Origin of the sequence: Ornithinibacillus halophilus (genome assembly GCF_900129485.1) — a bacterium.
GTDB lineage: Bacteria > Bacillota > Bacilli > Bacillales > Amphibacillaceae > Ornithinibacillus > Ornithinibacillus halophilus.
In genome coordinates, this window is record NZ_FQVW01000050.1 from 1 (window position 1) to 19,888 (window position 19,888).

19 protein-coding genes are annotated in these 19,888 nt (G+C 37.5%); 7 read left to right on the plus strand and 12 right to left on the minus strand.

The features are described from left to right. Positions 1-115 precede the first annotated feature (115 nt). The 5 genes from BUB12_RS14840 to BUB12_RS14860 all read right to left on the minus strand — a co-directional run bounded on the left by BUB12_RS14840 (position 116) and on the right by BUB12_RS14860 (position 7,079). Positions 116-967: a 3-hydroxybutyryl-CoA dehydrogenase gene (locus tag BUB12_RS14840; RefSeq protein WP_072891693.1), complete on the minus strand. Its 852-nt coding sequence runs from the start codon at positions 965-967 to the stop codon at positions 116-118. A gap of 62 nt (positions 968-1,029) precedes the next feature. Continuing rightward, entirely contained in the window at positions 1,030-2,217 is a 1,188-nt protein-coding gene (locus BUB12_RS14845) for an acetyl-CoA C-acetyltransferase (protein ID WP_072891709.1), read from the minus strand. A gap of 209 nt (positions 2,218-2,426) precedes the next feature. Continuing rightward, positions 2,427-4,535, minus strand: coding sequence for a (Fe-S)-binding protein (locus tag BUB12_RS14850; protein ID WP_072891694.1), 2,109 nt, complete (start codon positions 4,533-4,535; stop codon positions 2,427-2,429). Between the two features lie 445 nt (positions 4,536-4,980). Beyond that, entirely contained in the window at positions 4,981-6,651 is a 1,671-nt protein-coding gene (gene argS, locus BUB12_RS14855) for an arginine--tRNA ligase (RefSeq protein WP_072891695.1), read from the minus strand. After that, positions 6,648-7,079 carry a YwiB family protein gene (locus BUB12_RS14860; protein WP_072891696.1) on the minus strand — a complete coding sequence of 144 codons (432 nt, stop codon included), beginning with the start codon at positions 7,077-7,079 and terminating at the stop codon, positions 6,648-6,650. The genes argS and BUB12_RS14860 overlap by 4 nt, the downstream gene beginning before the upstream one ends. A 166-nt stretch (positions 7,080-7,245) precedes the next feature. On the opposite strand from BUB12_RS14860, the gene BUB12_RS14865 reads away from it, so the two are divergent. Further along, positions 7,246-9,312 (plus strand): transglycosylase domain-containing protein, encoded by a 2,067-nt coding sequence (locus BUB12_RS14865; RefSeq protein ID WP_327196152.1) that lies wholly within the window; start codon positions 7,246-7,248, stop codon positions 9,310-9,312. 178 nt (positions 9,313-9,490) lie between these two features. Here the strand turns inward: BUB12_RS14865 and BUB12_RS14870 are convergent, their stop codons facing one another. The 3 genes from BUB12_RS14870 to BUB12_RS14880 all read right to left on the minus strand — a co-directional run bounded on the left by BUB12_RS14870 (position 9,491) and on the right by BUB12_RS14880 (position 12,021). Continuing rightward, positions 9,491-10,006, minus strand: a complete 516-nt coding sequence (locus BUB12_RS14870) for a YwhD family protein (RefSeq protein ID WP_072891697.1) — start codon at positions 10,004-10,006, stop codon at positions 9,491-9,493. Between the two features lie 202 nt (positions 10,007-10,208). Then, positions 10,209-10,715, minus strand: a complete 507-nt coding sequence (locus BUB12_RS14875; protein ID WP_072891698.1) for a YwgA family protein — start codon at positions 10,713-10,715, stop codon at positions 10,209-10,211. Continuing rightward, entirely contained in the window at positions 10,705-12,021 is a 1,317-nt protein-coding gene (locus tag BUB12_RS14880; RefSeq protein ID WP_072891699.1) for an HD domain-containing protein, read from the minus strand. Before BUB12_RS14880 ends, BUB12_RS14875 begins: the two co-directional genes overlap by 11 nt. Positions 12,022-12,139: 118 nt before the next feature. On the opposite strand from BUB12_RS14880, the gene BUB12_RS14885 reads away from it, so the two are divergent. Next, the gene (locus BUB12_RS14885; protein WP_072891700.1) at positions 12,140-12,991 is read left to right on the plus strand and encodes a lipoate--protein ligase family protein; all 852 of its coding nucleotides are present in this window, start codon (positions 12,140-12,142) and stop codon (positions 12,989-12,991) included. 519 nt (positions 12,992-13,510) lie between these two features. Here BUB12_RS14885 and pta read toward each other — a convergent pair. Further along, positions 13,511-14,479, minus strand: coding sequence for a phosphate acetyltransferase (gene pta / locus BUB12_RS14890; protein ID WP_072891701.1), 969 nt, complete (start codon positions 14,477-14,479; stop codon positions 13,511-13,513). Between the two features lie 292 nt (positions 14,480-14,771). Here pta and hemQ point away from each other — a divergent pair, with 292 nt between their 5' ends. The 4 genes from hemQ (at position 14,772) to BUB12_RS14910 (ending at position 17,058) form a co-directional block, all read left to right on the plus strand. Then, positions 14,772-15,521 (plus strand): hydrogen peroxide-dependent heme synthase, encoded by a 750-nt coding sequence (gene hemQ / locus BUB12_RS14895; RefSeq protein ID WP_072891702.1) that lies wholly within the window; start codon positions 14,772-14,774, stop codon positions 15,519-15,521. 221 nt (positions 15,522-15,742) lie between these two features. Continuing rightward, on the plus strand, positions 15,743-16,165 hold the full coding sequence (locus BUB12_RS14900) for a cell wall hydrolase (RefSeq protein ID WP_072891703.1): 423 nt from the start codon (positions 15,743-15,745) through the stop codon (positions 16,163-16,165). 58 nt (positions 16,166-16,223) lie between these two features. Then, a complete protein-coding gene (gerQ, locus tag BUB12_RS14905; protein ID WP_072891704.1) occupies positions 16,224-16,706 on the plus strand; it encodes a spore coat protein GerQ in 483 nt (160 codons plus the stop codon). 100 nt (positions 16,707-16,806) lie between these two features. After that, on the plus strand, positions 16,807-17,058 hold the full coding sequence (locus BUB12_RS14910; protein ID WP_072891705.1) for a hypothetical protein: 252 nt from the start codon (positions 16,807-16,809) through the stop codon (positions 17,056-17,058). On the opposite strand, the gene BUB12_RS14915 is transcribed toward BUB12_RS14910, so the two are convergent. The 3 genes from BUB12_RS14915 to BUB12_RS18210 form a co-directional block, all read right to left on the minus strand. Next, on the minus strand, positions 17,053-17,421 hold the full coding sequence (locus tag BUB12_RS14915) for a DUF423 domain-containing protein (RefSeq protein WP_072891706.1): 369 nt from the start codon (positions 17,419-17,421) through the stop codon (positions 17,053-17,055). The genes BUB12_RS14910 and BUB12_RS14915 overlap by 6 nt on opposite strands. Positions 17,422-17,438: 17 nt before the next feature. Next, positions 17,439-17,732 (minus strand): YwdI family protein, encoded by a 294-nt coding sequence (locus tag BUB12_RS14920; RefSeq protein ID WP_072891707.1) that lies wholly within the window; start codon positions 17,730-17,732, stop codon positions 17,439-17,441. 113 nt (positions 17,733-17,845) lie between these two features. Then, a complete protein-coding gene (locus BUB12_RS18210) occupies positions 17,846-17,977 on the minus strand; it encodes a hypothetical protein (protein WP_268801944.1) in 132 nt (43 codons plus the stop codon). A 410-nt stretch (positions 17,978-18,387) separates the two neighbouring features. Here BUB12_RS18210 and BUB12_RS14925 point away from each other — a divergent pair, with 410 nt between their 5' ends. Beyond that, complete coding sequence (locus BUB12_RS14925; RefSeq protein WP_072891708.1) at positions 18,388-19,737, plus strand: YjiH family protein; 1,350 nt, start codon at positions 18,388-18,390, stop codon at positions 19,735-19,737. Positions 19,738-19,888: the final 151 nt, after the last annotated feature.

A 19,888-nucleotide genomic window follows, 5' to 3' on the forward strand; every position in this document is an offset into this window, starting at 1 on the left:
GGAGCGAATTCAACCTCGGGGCGAGCGAGTTCCCTTACCCGGGGAGCGAATTCAACCTCGGGGCGAGCGAACCCTGTCCCAACCGAGCGACTCCACTCCATTCTATCAATCACATTTACTCATACACATAAAATCCACGGCCTGATTTTTTACCTAACCAGCCAGCTTTCACATACTTTCTTAATAGTGGGCATGGACGGTATTTGCTATCTCCAAATCCTTCATATAACACTTCCATAATATAGAGGCATGTATCTAACCCAATAAAATCTGCCAAAGTTAATGGTCCCATCGGATGATTCATACCGAGTTTCATCACTGTATCGACATCCTCAGGAGTAGCGACACCTTCATAAACCGTGTAGATTGCTTCATTGATCATTGGCATCAAAATTCGGTTTGAAACAAAACCAGGGTAGTCATTTACTTCCACTGGTGTTTTGCTTAATTGATTGGTCATTTCTTTAATAGATTCATAGGTTTGATCACTTGTTTGTAATCCACGGATAATTTCAACTAGCTTCATTACTGGAACCGGATTCATAAAATGCATCCCGATGACTTGCTCTGGTCGATTAGTAGCTGCTGCAATTTCAGTAATTGGTAGTGACGATGTATTCGACGCTAAAATAGCATGTGCTGGCGTAATTTCGTCTAACTTACGAAATACATCCGTTTTTACATCCATATTTTCTACAACTGCTTCAATAACCAAATCACAATCGGAGGCATCTGATAAATCCGTTGAACCTGTTAATCGACTTAATGTATTCTCTTTATCCTCACTGGTGATTCTTTCTTTATCCACAGCGCGAGTAAGAAGCTTTTCAATATTTTTCAAACCTTTATTCAGTGCTTCTTCATTCATATCATTTAAAAGTACTTCATAACCTGATTGCGCACACACTTGGGCAATACCAGAGCCCATTTGTCCGGCACCGATAACCATAACCTTTTTAATTCCCATAACATACCCTCCTCCAAGCAGGACATGTGAACAAACCTCATGCCCTGCACACTGTATTAATCTTATTGTTTTGGTACTTCCACTAAAATGGCATCCCCTTGGCCGCCACCACTACAAATTGCAGCAACTCCAAGTCCTCCACCACGACGTTTCAGTTCATGAATTAATGTTAAAATGATACGCGCACCACTTGCTCCAATCGGATGTCCAAGTGCCACAGCGCCACCATTCACATTGACCTTTTCAGGATCTAAATCAGCAATTTTTCCACTTGCTAAAGAAACAGCAGAGAAGGCTTCATTAATTTCATATAAATCAATATCATTCTTTGTATAGCCTGTTTTTTCTAGCAATTTATTAATAACTAGACCAGGAGTTTGCGGGAAGTTTTTCGCTTCAACAGCAACTTCCGCATGACCTAAAACGGTAGCTAAAGGCTTTTTCCCAAATTCTTCTGCTTTTTCATCTGACATGACAACAAACGCACAAGCCCCATCATTTATACCAGGTGCATTCCCAGCTGTAATTGTTCCATCCTTACCAAAAGCTGGACGTAATTTAGCTAAAACTTCAAGACTAGTATCTTTTCTAGGTGCTTCATCTGTGTCCACCACAACAGGGTCACCTTTACGTTGTGGAATTTCTACAGGGACAATTTCTTCAGCAAACTTGCCATCCTCAATAGCCTTCACTGCACGTTGATGGCTGCGATATGCCCATTCATCCTGTTCTTCTCTTGTTAACTCAAACTCATCAGCAGTAGAGTTACCATATGTACCCATGTGGACATTGTCAAAAGAACATGTCAGCCCATCATGAACCATTAAGTCTTTCACTTGCTTATCACCCATTCGATTTCCCCAACGGGCATCTGGTAAAAAGTAAGGGGCATTGGACATACTTTCCATACCACCTGCTACAATCACTTCTTCATCTCCAAGACGGATTAATTGGTCTGCTAACGTTACACTTCGTAATCCTGATGCGCACACTTTGTTGATGGTTTCTGTTTTAACATCCCACGGAATTCCTGCTTCTCGCGCTGCCTGACGTGATGGAATTTGTCCTTGCCCACCTTGTAATACAGTACCCATGATTACCTCATCAATTGATGAACCATCAAGTCCTGCTCGTTCTAGTGCCTCACGAATCGCCTTACCTCCTAATTGGGACGCAGTTAGAGGTTTCAGCGCTCCACCAAACTTCCCAAATGGAGTTCTTGCTCCAGATACTATAACCGTTTTTCTCAACATTACCATCCTCTCGAAAAATCTTATTTATTTAATAAGCCCATCTGATTTGATCATCAACTCTATGAAAATCAGAATCAAAAAAGGAGCCTTTTTATAAGAAACATTCCTCACCTGACTGTTTCTTGATGCACAAAAGATTAACGATTGAACGCTCGCTCAGGTAGTTGCTATAAAAAAGGGGCTCCTCAGAACCCCTTCCTATCCAATTAAGCTGTTTTAACTTCTTCTTCTACTAATACAGACAATGCTAGAATTTCTGCAACATCCAGTGTACTGATATCTTCTTCTACTTCTTTTGCTTTCGTACCGTCACTTAACATTGTTAAGCAGTATGGACATGCACTTGAAATCATTGTTGGTTGAACAGCTAATGCCTGTTCTGTACGGGCAACGTTGATGCGATTTCCGGTAGTTTCCTCAGTCCACATTAGACCACCACCAGCTCCACAACACATTCCGTTTTCACGGTTACGTTCCATCTCTACCAATTCAAGTCCTGGAATTGAACGCAGGATTTCCCTTGGTGGATCATAAACTCCGTTATATCTTCCTAGATAACAAGAATCATGATACGTTAAACGCTGATTAATAGCACGTGATGGTTTTAATTTGCCATTCATTACTAAGTCATACAGCATTTGTGTATGGTGATAAACTTCTGCTTCAAAACCAAAATCAGGATACTCATTTTTGAAAATATTATAAGCATGTGGATCAATCGTAACAATTTTCTTCACATCATGCTTGTTGAATTCTTTAATATTTTTCTCAGCAATTTCTTGGAATAAAAATTCATTACCAATACGACGTGCCGTATCACCAGAGTTTGCTTCTTTATTACCTAAGATTGCAAAGCTTACTCCAGCTTGGTTCATTAATTTCGCAAATGCTAAAGCAATTTTTTGACTGCGGCTATCGAATGATCCCATTGAACTTACCCAGAAAAGATATTCAAATTCTTTTCCTTCTTTTTTCAGTTCTTTTACAGTTGGGATATAAGCAGTTTCATCTTCTTCACGCCATTTAATGCGGTCTTTTTTCGATAGACCCCAAGGATTTCCTTGACGCTCAATGTTCATAACTGCACGTTGGATGTCAGAATCCATCTTTCCTTCCGTCATTACTAGATAACGACGAAGGTCAATAATTTTATCAACATGCTCATTCATTACAGGACAAGCATCTTCACAGTTACGGCAAGTAGTACAAGCATTTAATTCTTCTTCAGTGATCACATCACCGATTAGACTCATGCTTTGAACAGCAGCTGCAGCCTCTGAATTCCCAGAGCTTGCTAAGTTTCCTTGTGTACTAGAAAAAGCATAAGATGGTACCCATGCAGATTTCCCTGTAACAGCGGCACCTTTTTCTGTTAAGTGGTCACGCACCTTCACCATTAAGTCCATTGGCGAAAGCATTTTTCCTGTACCTGCTGCAGGACAGACGTCGGTACAACGTCCACATTCCACACAAGCATAAAAATCAATCATTTGAACTTGTTCAAAATCCTCGACTTTACCAACACCGAAGGAAATTTCTTCTTCACTTTCCTCATCGTCAAGCTCAAACTCAATTTTCTTTAACTTTCCAGGTACACTTTTACTCAAAAATACGTTGATTGGCGCAGCAATTAAGTGTGCGTGCTTGGATTGAGGTACATAGACAAGGAATGTAAGCAATGTAATTGTATGTACCCACCATGCGATATAGAACAAGACAACAGCAGCCGTTTCTGGTAGCCATGCAAAAGCACTAGCTATTAAACTAGCAACTGGTTCTGTCCATGTCACACCTTCTCCATGCCAGATTAATGCCATACCGTTTCCAAATAGAACGGAAAGCATTAGTGTTCCTATAAAAATTAGTACTAGTCCGGCTTTAAAACCTCGTTTTAGACGAACTAATTTTTCAATATATCGGCGATAAAATGCCCAAATAACTGCTACTAAAATCGTTAGTGTTACAATTTCCTGGAAGAATGTAAATCCAGGGTAGAAAATTCCAAATGGAAGATGACTTCCTGGTGCAAGCCCTTTAACAAACATATCAATTGCACCTAATTGAACTAATATAAATCCATAAAACATCATGACGTGGATGGTTCCTGACTTCTTATCCTTAAGAAGTTTGGATTGACCAAATACAATCGTGATTACTTTTTGGATTCGATCCTTCATTTCCCCATCAAAGGTAGATTTTTTGCCGAGTTTAATATACGCAACTCTTGTAGCTATTACTCTAGCAAACAAGTAAAGTGCATATATTGTAACGACAAGAAAGGCAATTAAGTTAATTAACAGTAATGGTTGATCCATTGATGAGTCCCTCCTTATATACTATACCGAGAAAATGGCAACGATTACACTTTATACTATTCTGAAAACGAATAATGTAAATGTTCCCCCTTATCGATGTTCTATATACTACTATAAATGTGAATGAACATTCAGTCAACCTATTTTTTGATACGTATTTATTTTCTGAAAAAGTTTTATTTGTTAATAATTCTTGAGTTATTCTTTTTTAAAATAGTGCCATACTTTGAGTCACATGCAATACTTATCATAAACTCATCTCTACGGAAATACACTTCGCTAGTATTCAGCAAATACAATATGCTCATTTATATTTGTGAATAGAGAGAATGATGATTTAAACCTTGAACTGAACTTTCCAATACAAAAATCCGAACAAATACGAATCCTATAAAAAGGAATTCGTTTTGTTCGGATTAATGTAGATCTAATATTCTCTTGCTTTTTACATTTTTTCCGGTGCTGTTACACCTATAATTGTTAAGGCATTAGCCAATGTGATGCGAACAGCTTTCATTAATGCAATACGGGCTTGAGTTAGGTCCATGTTTTCAGTATCTAATACTTTTTCTGCATTGTAGAAGCTGTGTAACGTTGATGCTAAATCAAACACATATTGTGTCACTTTGTTTGGAGTATGCTTTTGTGCTGCTTCTGCAATCACTTGTGGATACTCACCCAATTTTTTCAGTAGATCCAATTCTTTCTCTGAAGTTAACAGACTTTGATCAAACGTTTGTTTAACTTCTATTCCTTTGTTTTCTGCTTGTTTTAACATCGTACAAATTCGAGCATGTGCATATTGTACATAGAAAACTGGGTTGTCATTAGATTCAGAACGAGCAAGTTCCACATCAAAATCAAGCTGCGAATCGTTCGAACGAGCAACAAAGAAGTAACGTACCGCGTCAACACCGACCTCATCCATTAATTCACGTAAGGAAACCGCATTTCCTTTCCGTTTACTCATACGTAACTTTTCGCCTTCTTCAAACAGATTAACGATTTGAATGATCTTAACTTCTAATTTATCTTTAGCATAACCAAGCGCTTCGATAGCTGCTTTCATTCGTGGGATATACCCATGATGATCGGCACCCCAAACGTTAATTAGTTTATCGAAACCACGATTTAATTTATTCTGATGATAAGCAATATCAGGAGTTAAGTACGTGTAAGATCCATCTTTTTTAACAAGAACACGATCTTTGTCATCACCGAAATCGGTAGTACGGAACCATGTTGCCCCGTCTTCTTCATATACATAATTACCTTTTTTCAGCTTTTCTAACACATCTGTAATTTCATCACTTTTATATAGGCTTCTTTCAGAGAACCAGTTATCAAACTCCACTCGGAAGTCTTTTAAATCCTCTTCAATTTTACCTAATTCATATTTCAAACCATATTCTTTAAAATAGCTCAGGCGCTCTTCTTCACTTTGTTGAACAAAACGATCTCCATGCTCTTGAGCTAGAGTTCTTCCAATTTCAACAATGTCCTCACCATGATAGCCATCTTCTGGCATTTCTACATCTTGTCCAAGTGCTTGTAAATAACGTGCATTCACAGAAAGGGCAAGGTTATCAATTTGATTTCCAGCATCATTAATGTAATATTCACGTTCTACTTCATAACCTGCAGCTGCGAAAATATTGCATAGTGTATCACCAAATGCAGCCCCACGAGCATGCCCTAAATGCAAATCACCAGTTGGGTTTACGGATACAAATTCAACTTGAACCTTTTCTCCTTTACCAACATCCGTTTTTCCGTAGTTATCTCCAGCTTCTAAGATAGTAGGAATTAAATCCGTTAAAAAGTCATTTTTCATGAAAAAGTTAATGAATCCAGGACCAGCAATTTCGACTTTCTCAATTGATGCTTTTTGTTGGTCAAGGTTTTCAACGATATCTTCTGCGATCATTTTCGGTGCCTTTTTAGCGATTCGTGCGAGTTGCATGGCTATATTCGTAGCAAAATCACCATGGGCTTTGTCCTTTGGCTTTTCTAATATAATCGATGGTAATTCATCTTCTGTTGCTAGGTTTGCTTGAATGACAGCAGCAGCAATTTGTTCTTTTAACGTATTTTCTGTTTGTGCTAATACGTTCATTGTACGTCCTCCTTTGTGTAAGTCAGGATTAAATCATGCTTTCGTTCATTTTGGCCATTTAATTTAACCGTGTAATGAATCGTCAACCGTCCTGATTTTGTTGTCCGATCAATTTCATGTTTGATGGAGTGTGTATAGGTCTCCATGTTGAAATTCCCATGGGGATGCTTGTAAATATTCTCTGTTAACTGTTTCTCTAAAAACTTTTGATTCATCGATACAACGCCTGACCGATTAATCGTCACTTTATCTGGCTGGATCGTTATCAATGTCTTTATCAATGATTGATCATCCAGCGATTCTTCATACATTAAAACCGTTCGCCTATTTTTTTCAAAGAGCTTTCCAAGATTCTTTGTCGTATTATATTCCTTTTCGCCGTTATCTTCAATGGTCGTTTGTAACTCGACCATCACTTGCTGTTCCATTCCATCACCTATCTACTAATTACGTATAATTACTTATTATAGCGATAATGAAAGGATATAATCAATATAAAAGATATGGATAATCTAGTTTAAATTTGTGGAACTATTCCCATAATGGATAATGGAAAGTTGTCGAAATCTTATTGATAAATGGAGAATCCACAAAATGAATCGAATGATATCAAAATTCCCAACGAAAATTATACTAAAATTGCTCCTTCCTGTCATACTGAGTATCTTTTTCCTCATTACAGCTGTTATTGCTGTTGCTTTTTTAATGGGGCCTCCTAGCTTATCAAATGATGAAAATACAATTTACTATGATAATCAAGGAAATGCCATTGGAGAAGAGAAAGGAAATCAAAGTCGATACTGGGTTACACTCGATCAAATGTCGCCCCATGTTATTGATGCAACCCTTGTGATTGAGGATCAACATTTCTACAACCATAACGGTTTTGATTTTAAACGAATTGTTGGTGCCTTGTTGAAAGATATAAAAACATGGTCATTGCGTGAGGGAGCTAGTACACTCACCCAGCAATACGCCCGTAATTTGTACCTGTCACATGAAAAAACATGGACTAGAAAAATAAAAGAAGCCTTTTATACTATTCGCTTAGAGATGTATTATTCTAAGGAAGAAATTCTTGAGGGGTATTTAAATACGGTCTACTATGGTCACGGAGCATACGGGATTGAGGAAGCGAGTAATTATTTTTTTAACAAACCTGCTGCTGAACTAACGCTATCAGAATCTGCTATGTTAGCCGGTATACCTAAAGGCCCTACCTATTATTCTCCATTAAATGATGCTGAACGAGCCAACAATCGACAACAATTAATTCTTCATACGATGAAGGAGAAAGAAAAAATATCTACGGAAGAATATACAACAGCTGCTAATCAGGAATTAACGTATACCAAATCAAAAGAGAAAAAGGATATCGAAATTGGTCCATATTTTCAAGATACCGTGCTACAAGAAGCAAGTAATATTTTACAGCTTGATATGGAATCCATTCGCTCAGGTGGCTACAAAATATATACGACTTTAAATAAAGATGCACAAGAAAAAATGCAAAAGACCATTGAGGACACGATTGACTCTGAAAGCGACGTACAAGTGGGCGCCCTTGCAGTGAATCCTAAATCCGGTGCTGTGGAAGCACTTGTAGGTGGGAGAAATTACAATAAAAGTCAATTTAATCGTGTAACACAAGCTAAGCGCATGCCTGGTTCTGCATTTAAGCCTTATCTCTATTATGCTGCCCTGGAGAATGGGTTTACACCAAGTATGATGTTAATGAGTAAGCCAACTGCATTTGAAGTAGAAGACGGAGAAGTATACCAACCGAGTAATTACAATGACTATTATGCTTATGAACCAATAACGTTAGCACAAGCAATCGTACTGTCGGATAATATTTATGCCGTAAAAACCAATATGTACCTAGGATCTGAAAATCTAGTGAAAACAGCACGGAAATTCGGGATAGAAAGTGATTTACCTGCTGTCCCTTCTCTTGCATTAGGTACAGCTACTGTCTCTGTTGAAGAAATGGTACGAGGTTATAGTATGCTGGCAAATGGAGGATATGCTGTTGATACACATACGGTAAAAAAAATCGTCGACCGTGAAGGAAAAACAGTATATGAGCGCGAAGAACCCGAAAAAGATTTAGTTTTAGATCCTAAAACTACATTTATTTTGACACAAATGATGACAGGGATGTTTGACGAATCCCTCAATGGGTATACATCAGTAACTGGTGCATCGATTGCTCCATTATTAACACGGACATATGCTGGAAAATCTGGCACCACGAATTCCGACAGTTGGATGATTGGCTATACACCAAATCTAGTTTCAGGAGTTTGGGTTGGATATGATAACAACAAAAGAATGACAAAGGCTGCTGACTTTGCGTATTCAAAAGAAATATGGGCAAAATTTATGGAAAGCGCATTAGAAGGTCAGCCTGAAGACCATTTTTCAGTTCCAAGTGGGTTAGTTGCAGTCGCAATTGATCCTATAACAGGGGAACAGGCAACTCCATATTGTCCAACTAGCACCGTCATGTTTTTTGAAAAAGGAACCGAACCACAATTCCATTGTTCTGAGCATTTTCACAAAGGGCCTCATCAACCAGATGACCATCAGAAATTGAACGATGAAGAAGAAAAAGGAACATTTGAAAAGTGGTTTGACATGTTCTTCGGTGGAATTTAATTACTGTTAAGGCATAAAAAGAAGCTGACCAATTTGGTCAGCTTCTTTTTTGTCCTAGTAATACATGAGTAGCCCATGTATTCATATTTTACAAAGTTCTCATCAAAAGTACAATACTTTCGAATGCGTTTCCTAATTCGTCACAAAATGTTCACTAATTCTGTTAATTAATTCCATTTTAACTAAGCGCTTTTTTCAGCTCATCTGTCGAATTATTCCACATTTCTTCGTTAAAGTCTTCCAGGAAATCACGCAGTAGCTTTTTAGAATGCTCATCCATGTGTTCAACTATAATTTTACCTTTTAATGATTTTTCCATATGTGTCACATGTTCTGGCATCGACTTATAGGCACGTTTATTCGGACGGTCGACACGAATCTCACTGCCAGCAACCCCTTGATAATAATGGCCATTCTCATTTCGTGCTACGTTTACCCAAACAATCCAGTATAGCTTTCCATCAGGAACAGCATCTTTATCAGGCAAAATTTTTACACGGCGCTCCACGTCACTTCGACCATGCATTGCACCCATATCCACATATGCCCTATCTTCATTAGGATCCACAATTACAGAAGACATGTTTTCTAGACTGATTGCCCCTACACCATAGCCACCATGCCCATCATTGGGATCATCTTTTATAATCGTAAATGCATTATTTTTAAATTTTGGTGATTTATCTTCACTCATTATAAATATCCTCCCTTACCAACTTCTTCTTGTTCCATATTGTAGCACAGGTAGAATCGCCTTTCACGTTTCCACTACATCCATACAGGATTATCACTAATCGTGGAATTTATACAAATCGCTCTCTTACAACCCTAAACAAAAAACTCACTCTCTCAAGTCACCCTCTTTTAAGGATTTCCCAATCGAGCAAGTTTTTGAATTAGTTAGCTAACCCCACTGACAAAGAATCTATGAATTCCCACGCTTCTTTTATCTCATCTTCTGTATATTTTTGTTTTGGTTTGACAACGTGAATTTTCTGTTCTACTTCTTCCTTTGATAATTCGTGGAAGTATAACATCGTTGACACTAACTCCAAAAAGCGAGCACTTTTATTTTGCATCATCTCAATTTGTTTCCCGTAATCAGGCATGTCCAACGCAAATTGATGCAAAAACTCTTCTCCATCACCTGTCACTTTATAATGATATTGAAAATAGCTGCTTTTGTTTTCTTTCTCTTCATCTAAAAATCCTAGATTACATAGTTCCTCCACACGTAAGGAAAGCTCCTCCGAATATGGACCATAAAAATGGAACTGGTATTTTTCTTCAAATGGAACACCAAGTGATTGTAAGATATAGATCATCTTTTGTAGCTTTTTACGGCCTGTTACTTGCTTGGCATTCAGAAAAAATTGCATCAATTTAGCATGATTATTCAACATTACGTACATCTCCTTGACCATACAAAATTTCTAGTATTTCTTTTGCTTTTGACTGATCTTTAAGGTTAGTTAACATGTCTTTTGGAAAGTATAATTTATGATCGGTTCGTTTTTTTCCAGAAATCGACTCTACTATATCAGAGTGTCGTGATAGTTCCTTTAAACTTCCATCAGGCATTAATAAATGAATTGGCAAACGCTCTTCTTCCTCACCAGGACGGTAAAAGTCATATGGTAGATCGGAAGACGAATCCACTACTAAATAATAATCAGGATTAATACCAACCTCTTTAAACAATTGGTGCAGTTTCATCCATTCATTCATTTGGCGATTAGGATTAAATTCAACATATTTAAATAGTCGACGATTCATAAATCGCTCGCATAAATCTCTTAAAATTTCATCTTCCTCATCCTGCCAAAGTTGAAAGTAGTAGTGCACAATGGATTCATCCAACTTCAAATACTCATCTAAGGAAACGTTCCTAGCGAAAAAGGAAAGGAAGTGAGTCGGCTTCAACTTGAATGAATAGTCTTTTTCGTAAAGCTCTTTAGCACGATGCAATATTTTAGACAGAATTACTTCTGCACTCCTTGTAACAGGGTGAAAATATACTTGCCAATACATTTGATATCGGCTCATGATGTAGTCTTCTACAGCATGCATCCCGGAAGATTTAATAACAACTTGGTCTTCAATTGGGCGCATCACTCTTAATATCCGTTCCATATCAAAATGACCATAGCTTACACCAGTAAAATACGCATCACGTTGCAAGTAATCCATTCGGTCGGCATCTATTTGACTCGATATGAGACTAACGACTAACTTGTCCGAGTATGTTTTAGCAATAACATCTGCAACATCCTGTGCAAAACCAGGTTGAACTCGTTCTAGTACTTTATTTACATACGTATCCCCTAAAATAATTGCTTGGGTAAAATATTCATGATCGAGTTTAAATACTTTTTCAAAGGAATGAGAAAATGGGCCATGACCTAAATCATGGAGCAGTGCTGCACAAAGACATAGAAGCCGTTCGTTGTTGTTCCAATGTGGACGATCTTTAAAATTATAAATAATTCGACGAACAATCTCATAAACTCCGAGTGAGTGATTGAATCGACTATGCTCGGCACCATGGAAAGTAATATTTGTTGTTCCTAGTTGTTTAATTCGTCGTAAGCGTTGAAATTCTGGAGTTGCAATCAAGTCCCAAATCACACGGTCACGAACATGTACATAGCGATGGACAGGATCTTTAAACACCTTTTCCTCACTTAAAAGTTCATCTTTATATGCCATTCTTGTTCAACCCGTTTCTTTTCTACGATTTTCGCATCTCTAGCTTTTAAAATCTATTATATAATAGATATACTAGATAAAAAAGACATGATTTTAGAAATGACTAAAGGAGAAAGCAATGAAAAACTGGAAAGAAATCGTACAACATAAGACTTTTCGTTACATTGATCATACAGAAAAAAAACTTTTTCACAACATCCCAAACAGTGCACAAATATCTTTTGCCATTGACGATGCGCTTGCCACTTCCATCAGTAACCATAACTCCCCACCAGCAGTCCGTTTATGGACTCATCCCAAGACAATTGTCCTTGGGATACCGGATGGTCGCCTCCCCTATTTGGAGGATGGCGTAAAGTTTCTAGCAGATAAAAACTATCATGTCGTAATTCGTAACTCAGGTGGACTAGCTGTTGCACTTGATGAAGGAGTTCTTAATCTTTCGCTAATATTACCTGGTGTGAAAGATTTATCCATTCATGATTGTTACGAGGCGATGGTAAATTTAATTCAATATATGCTACGTAATTTGACTAGTGAGATTGAAGCCTATGAAATTACGGAATCCTACTGTCCTGGTGATTTTGATTTAAGCATTAACGGAAGAAAATTCGCCGGTATTTCACAACGACGCATTAAAGATGCTGCTGCCATACAAATCTACCTAGATGTGGAAGGAGATAGTTTTGATAGAGCCTCTATGATTCGAGCGTTTTATGATAGAAGCATCCGAGGTGAGGAAACTTCTTTCACTTATCCTAACGTCAATCCTGATGTCATGGGTTCCTTATCTGAACTACTCGGTGTCAAATTAACAGTTGCTGATATGAAACAGCGCGCCTATGATGCTATTAAAGATCTATGCGACTCTATTGTGGAGACGCCGTTTTCCGAGGAAGAATTGATTGTATTTGAGAAAAGGTATGAGCAAATGGTGAAACGAAATGAGAGGATTGCAGAGATTTTGTAGTTTTGCTGCGTGTTGGTTGGGGGCTGGGGACTTCGGGGACTTTTTGTAAACTCCGAGGATTTCCTGCCTAACCTGGGCTTTCGCTATATTTTGGGGACCACCTGGTTTCGGGAACTTTCGCTGGATCTTCGGGAACTTTCCGAATAACTTCGGGGACTTTCTCTTTATCTTCGGGAAATTCCTCTAATCTTCGAGGAAATTTCAAAAAACTTCGGGAATCCAGCATTTCTGGGGACGCGAGAACTTCTCGCCTAACCTGGGCTTCCGCTATCTTTTAGGTCACCCTAGTTCGGGGACTTTTGCTGGTTCTTCGGGAACTTCCCGACTAACTTCGGGGACTTTCTCTTTATCTTCGGGAACTTACTCTAATCTTCGAGGAAATTTCAAAAAACTTCGGGAATCCAGCATTTCTGAGGACGCGTGAACTTCCCACCAAACTTCACGAATCCCCCAACCCGTACACCAAAACAAAGAGCTTGCTCCCCACCCACCCGGGAAAACAAGCTCTTTTTCATATTGTTACGCTTGGGCTGCTGTAATTAATGCTAAGTTATAAACATCCTCTGCACTACAGCCACGTGATAAATCATTAACAGGTTTGTTCAATCCTTGTAAAATTGGGCCGACTGCTTCAAATCCACCTAGACGCTGGGCGATTTTATATCCGATATTTCCTGCTTCTAAACTTGGGAAAACAAATACGTTGGCATCCCCTTTAATTTCAGAATCGGGTGCTTTTTTCTCTGCTACTGACGGAACAAATGCAGCATCAAACTGGAATTCACCGTCGATTACTAAGGATGGATCTTTCTCTTTAGCAATTCTCAATCCTTCCACCACACGCTCCGTCTCTTCTGATTTTGCAGAGCCTTTAGTAGAAAAGCTTAACATTGCAACTCGTGGGTCAACACCGAATAATTTACCAGTTACCGCACTCTCCACTGCAATTTCAGCTAAATCATTGCTGTCAGGGGCAATGTTAATGGCACAGTCTGCAAATACATATTTTTCATCCTCACGAACCATAATGAATACACCAGAGGTTTTCTTAACACCCTCTTTTGTTTTTATGATTTGCAATGCTGGACGAACTGTATCTGCTGTTGAGTGTGCCGCACCACTCACTAAACCATCTGCTTCATTCATATAAACAAGCATTGTTCCAAAGTAGTTTTCATCTAATAAGATTTTCTTAGCATCCTCTTCTGTTGCTTTTCCTTTTCTACGTTCAACAAAAGCAGCAACCATGTCATTGAATTTTTCATAATGGTTCGGATCAAGAACCTTACATCCTGTAATATCTACATTTAACTCTTGTGCTTTTTGATTTAATCCTTCTTCGCTACCAATTAAAACAGGTGTTAGAACTCCTTCTGATGCCAAACGTCCTGCTGCAGTTAGAATTCGTTCATCCAAACCTTCTGGAAAAACAATGGTTTTGTTGGTGCCTTTAATCTTCGCTGTTAATTCATCAAATAAATTACTCATTCTTTTCCCTCCAACTCTTTACTGTCTATAATATGTATCAAATCAACCTATCCTATGAGGTATTATTTTTGCCATGTAAAATCATAGTACATTTTTTATGATAGATAAAGTAAAGACCCTTATAATTTTGGCTAGACGGTGACAAATCATTGAACATTTGTTCACAAACCCTATTAAACGTTGATTTAACAACATTTCTAAATAATCTCACCAATTCGTCACCCGTGATATTTCTCACTTCCTTGTGATATAGTAAAGACAGTAATAATTAGAAAACAAGGAGAGATTACATATGGTAGAAGCTGTCGAAACAATGGATGGTTGGTATAGCTTGCACGATTTTCGTACTGTTGACTGGAATTCATGGAAATTAGCTTCTGAGGCTGAACGTGAAGAAGCAATTAAAGGATTCGAAAAACTTGTGACAAAGTGGCAAAATGTTGAAGAAAGCAAAAACGGAAGCCATGCCATGTATAAAGTAGTAGGACAAAAAGCAGATTTAATATTTATGTTTTTACGTCCGACAATGGAAGAATTGAATGAATTAGAAACTGAATTTAATAAATCAAAATTTGCAGAGTTCTTGGTTCCTGCACATTCTTATGTGTCTATCATCGAACTTTCCAAATATCGCCCTGCAAAAGATGGTATTGATCCTGAGACATTACCTGAAACACAGGCTCGCTTAAAGCCTATTTTACCAAAATGGGAACACATCTGTTTCTATCCAATGGACCGTCGTCGTCAAGGTGATGAGAACTGGTATACATTAGAAAAAGATGTACGTGGAAAATTACTATATGAACACAGTAAAACTGGTCGTAAATACGCTGGTAAAGTAAAACAGTTTATCACTGGTTCTATTGGATTGGATGATTGGGAATGGGGCGTTACGTTATTCGCACATGATCCATTACAATTCAAAAAAATCGTTTATGAAATGCGCTTTGACGAAGTAAGCTCTCGCTACGGTGAATTCGGCGAGTTCTTCGTAGGTAATATTTTACACAAAGAAGACATCGCAGCATTCTTACACGTGTAAATATAGCATATTAATAATCTAAAAGTTAGTCCATATACTGGGCTAACTTTTTTTATTGAAGTATCTTTTTCCGATAGTCATCTTGTATCCTAAACATATACACCCAGAAACGGCGCATCCCCACATATTCGTATTAATTTTGATTTTTTTATCTTGTCATATCACTTTCTGCCCAGACATACATATACTTTAGTAGACCTTGATTAGAAAGAGGTGTACGAATGGGTGTAATTCCTTACACAAAGAAGGATATAGATATTCTTGCTCGCTTGATTAGGGCAGAAGCAGAAGGTGATGGTAAGCAAGGGATGCTTATGGTTGGTAATGTTGGGGTTAACCGGGTCCGAGCTGACTGCTTGGATTTTAAAGATATTCGAAATATAAACGCAATGGTTTTCCAAACACCAGGAGGATTTGAAGCGACCCAAAAGGGATATTTCTATCAACGAGCACGTGACTCAGAAAAACAGCTTGCTCGTCGTACGGTAAAGGGGGAAAGAATTCGTCCTGCCGAGAACTCCCTATGGTTTTTTATGCCGTCAGGAGCTTGCCCCGCACAATGGTATAACCAATGGAATTCTGGAAGATTTAAATCTCATTGTTTCTATTCACCAACTTCTGCAGATTGTCCATCTGTCTATTAACTATTCAATTAAGGTACATTGTTTCGTGCCTTTTTAAAAATTTTTAGGAGGTATTTACATGAGTGACAACCATGAAAATAAGCAAAAACAACAGAATAACCACGCATTCCAACAACAGCCATATTACTACTTCCCACAAACATCTCCAGCTTATTATCCAGCATATCAATATCGACAATTCCAATTCCCTCAAGGCCAAATGCCAACACAACAACCTCAACAACAACCTACTACGGACGTGCCAGGAATGCTACCAATGGAACAGTCCTATATCGAAAATATTCTACGCTTAAATCGCGGAAAACACGCAACAGTTTATATGACGTTCGAACAAAATAGTGAATGGAATGCAAAGGTATTTAGAGGAATAATTGAAGCTGCAGGAAGAGATCATATCATACTTAGTGATCCTCAGTCTGGAAGACGTTACTTGCTACTAATGGTTTATCTTGATTATGTAACGTTTGATGAAGAGATTAATTATGAGTATCCATATGGTGCTGCTCCTTCTAATGGCTTCTCCACTTATAATCCTAGATAGTGGAAATTGATTAACTGTTTTTAAAACACAAGAAGGATGGTGCAAAAACTTATGTCTTACACCATCCTTCCTCATTATTATAGGGATATGGGGCGATATAATGAGACAATCTTTTGATAAATTCATATTAGGTGAAATCGTTGCGATAGCATTAGCTGTTGTTGTGGGCCTATTTGGCTTAATTCAAGCTTCCACATTATTAATCATCTTATCCATTTATCTCATCTCAATCAGTATTCTATGTGACGCAATGGTTGCAAGGTTTACATATAATCAAACCCATGCATTAAAGCAATTTGCACGTGCAATTACAATCTTTATAGTCGGGACATTTCTGCTCATTTTTCTATAATAATTTTACAACAACATAACCAATCAATATCCATCCAATTAAAAAGGACATGCCTCCTAAAGGAGTGATCATTGCAAAAAGCTTAATTCCTGAAGTGGAATAAATATATAGACTTCCAGAAAAGATTATTATCCCAATAAAGAACATCCACCCAGCCCACACTAAACCTGTTGCCTCTATTTTGGCAGCAAGCAAGCCTGTAACGAACAGTGCCATTGTATGAAACATTTGATAGTCGACTGCTTTTTCCCAAGTATTTAATTGTTTTTCAGTTAGTTTTCCCTCTAAGCCGTGAGCACCAAATGCTCCTAGAGCTACAGCCAAAAAGCCATTTATAGCTCCTAATAGTAAAAATAGTTTCATCTTTCTTTTCCTCCCCATTAGAAATCAAAAATAGAATCACCGTTACCCTCATCATCATCTAGAGTTGACCTTTGATAAGTCGTTGGTTTGTTGGACTTCCCAAGCATGGCCTTCATTTCCTCTGGACTAATTTCCTGACTTGGTGGTTCTGACACTACGGAGCTAATCTCCTTCTCGTCTAAAAACAATTCACACAACAAATGAATTTTTTCTATATGTTTAATCATTTTCTCATGATTTTGCTGATTTGCTTTCGCATGTTGGATTTCAGTCATCATCTTCTGAATTATTTTTTCATTAGTAATTGCCATCCGATCAACTCCTTATCGATATCCTAGTATAGCATTTTAACAGGTGTAATTTCCAAATGTAAGCAATAAAAAAAGCCTTGAGGATCAAGACTATTTGAGGAACAAAGAATTCTTTATGCATTCTTTTTATATTGTTCTTCTGTAAAACGTTTGAAAACCCAACGCAAAAAAATTAATTCATCTTGATTTAATTTCCTGCCTAGATTTTTTTCCGTATCCGAACAAATCCGCAAGAAGCTATTCATTTATCTCTTGTCCCCCTAAACTTCCAATTGATTTGTCTTCATTGTACCTGCTACAGTGAACAGAATCAACATTTCAATAAAAAATTCTTAAAATTTCATCAAGTTATTAAACGGACGTTTGATTAAAAGACCGAATTTAGGGTTTAAACAAACGTTTGATTAAGTATTTCTAGTTTCAAACGAACGTTTGATCAAGTAATTCCAGTGTTAAACAAACGTTTGATTGACACACCAAAATGTATGTTTTAGATAGTGAAGGGAATATTCTTAATGGAATATGTATGCATTAGTATACATAATTACTTTATAAAAATTTGTTTTGACACATATTTATACATGGTTTATTATAGAAAAGTTGATTAATATCGTTTAATTACAGAAATTACGTTTCATAAAAGGGTGGAATATTTATGCATAAAAATAATTATCAGCTTGGGGAACATCTAAAATTCCTTATCCCTTCACTAATTGGTATCTTTTTATTTATTACCCCAGTTAAGTCTGGAGATCATTTTACAATTCCAATTGCTATTCTAGCTAACTGGATTGAAACCTTGTTGGCTGACTACCTATCACTTATTATGATGACTCTAATTGTAGTTACAGCCATCTTTACAATCATTGCGAAAATCGGTGGGAAAGATACATTTAATAAAACACCTTTTTTCCAAAATCTATTTTACACAAGTATTTTTTGGACAATTACAAGACTATTAGCTGCCATTTTTGCAATAATGGTCTATTTTCAAATGGGGCCAGAAGCAATTATCGGAGAGAACACCGGACAGCTTCTGCTTAATGACTTATTGCATGTATTATTTGCTGTTTTTCTTTTTGCAGGCATATTTTTACCACTACTAATGAATTTTGGATTGATGGAGTTTTTTGGTACGTTAATGACAAAAATTATGCGTCCCCTATTTAAACTACCAGGGAGAGCATCCATTGATTCATTAGCATCTTGGATTGGTGATGGTACTATTGGTGTTCTACTGACAAGCAAACAATATGAAGAGGGTTACTATACAAAACGAGAAGCTGCAGTAATCGGAACTACTTTTTCCGTCGTTTCTATTACATTTACACTAGTAGTTATTGCAGAGGTAGGGTTGGAGCATATGTTTCTTCCATTCTACTTCACAGTGCTTTTTGCAGGCTTAGTCGCAGCATTAATTATGCCAAGAATCCCACCATTATCTCGAAAAGAAGACTCCTATATTCGAACTTCTGCAACAGGGATAAAAGAAGAAATACCAGAGGGCCATAATACTGTTAGTTTCGGATATGAAAAGGCAATTCATCGTTCAAAACAAGAAACTAGTATATATAAGTTTATTAAAGATGGTGGACAAAATGTATTAGACATGTGGATGGGAGTTGCTCCTGTTGTAATGGCATTTGGTTTAGTTGCACTAATCATTGCTGAATACACACCTATTTTCAGCTGGTTAGGACTTCCGTTTATTCCACTTTTAGAGTTAATGCAAGTTCCATTTGCTGAGGAAGCATCACAAACGATATTAATTGGTTTTGCTGATATGTTCTTACCAGCGATTATTGGGGCTTCCATTGAGGCAGAGATTACTCGTTTTATCGTGGCAGCATTGTCTGTTACGCAGTTGATTTATATGTCTGAAGTGGGTGGTTTACTACTTGGCTCAAAAGTTCCAGTTTCATTCAAGGACTTGTTTATTATATTCTTACTAAGAACGCTCATCACCTTGCCTGTAATTGTGTTGATCGCACATATGATATTTTAGATCTATATTTAAATTTAAAGAGGCTGAGGCTAACACAAAAGTATTTTAGGTGTTTTAATAAAGTAGGGAAACCACTCTCATGGCTTCCCCCTTATCAAACCGTACGTGCCTTATTAAGGCATACGGCTTACCAATATGTTACAATGATTAT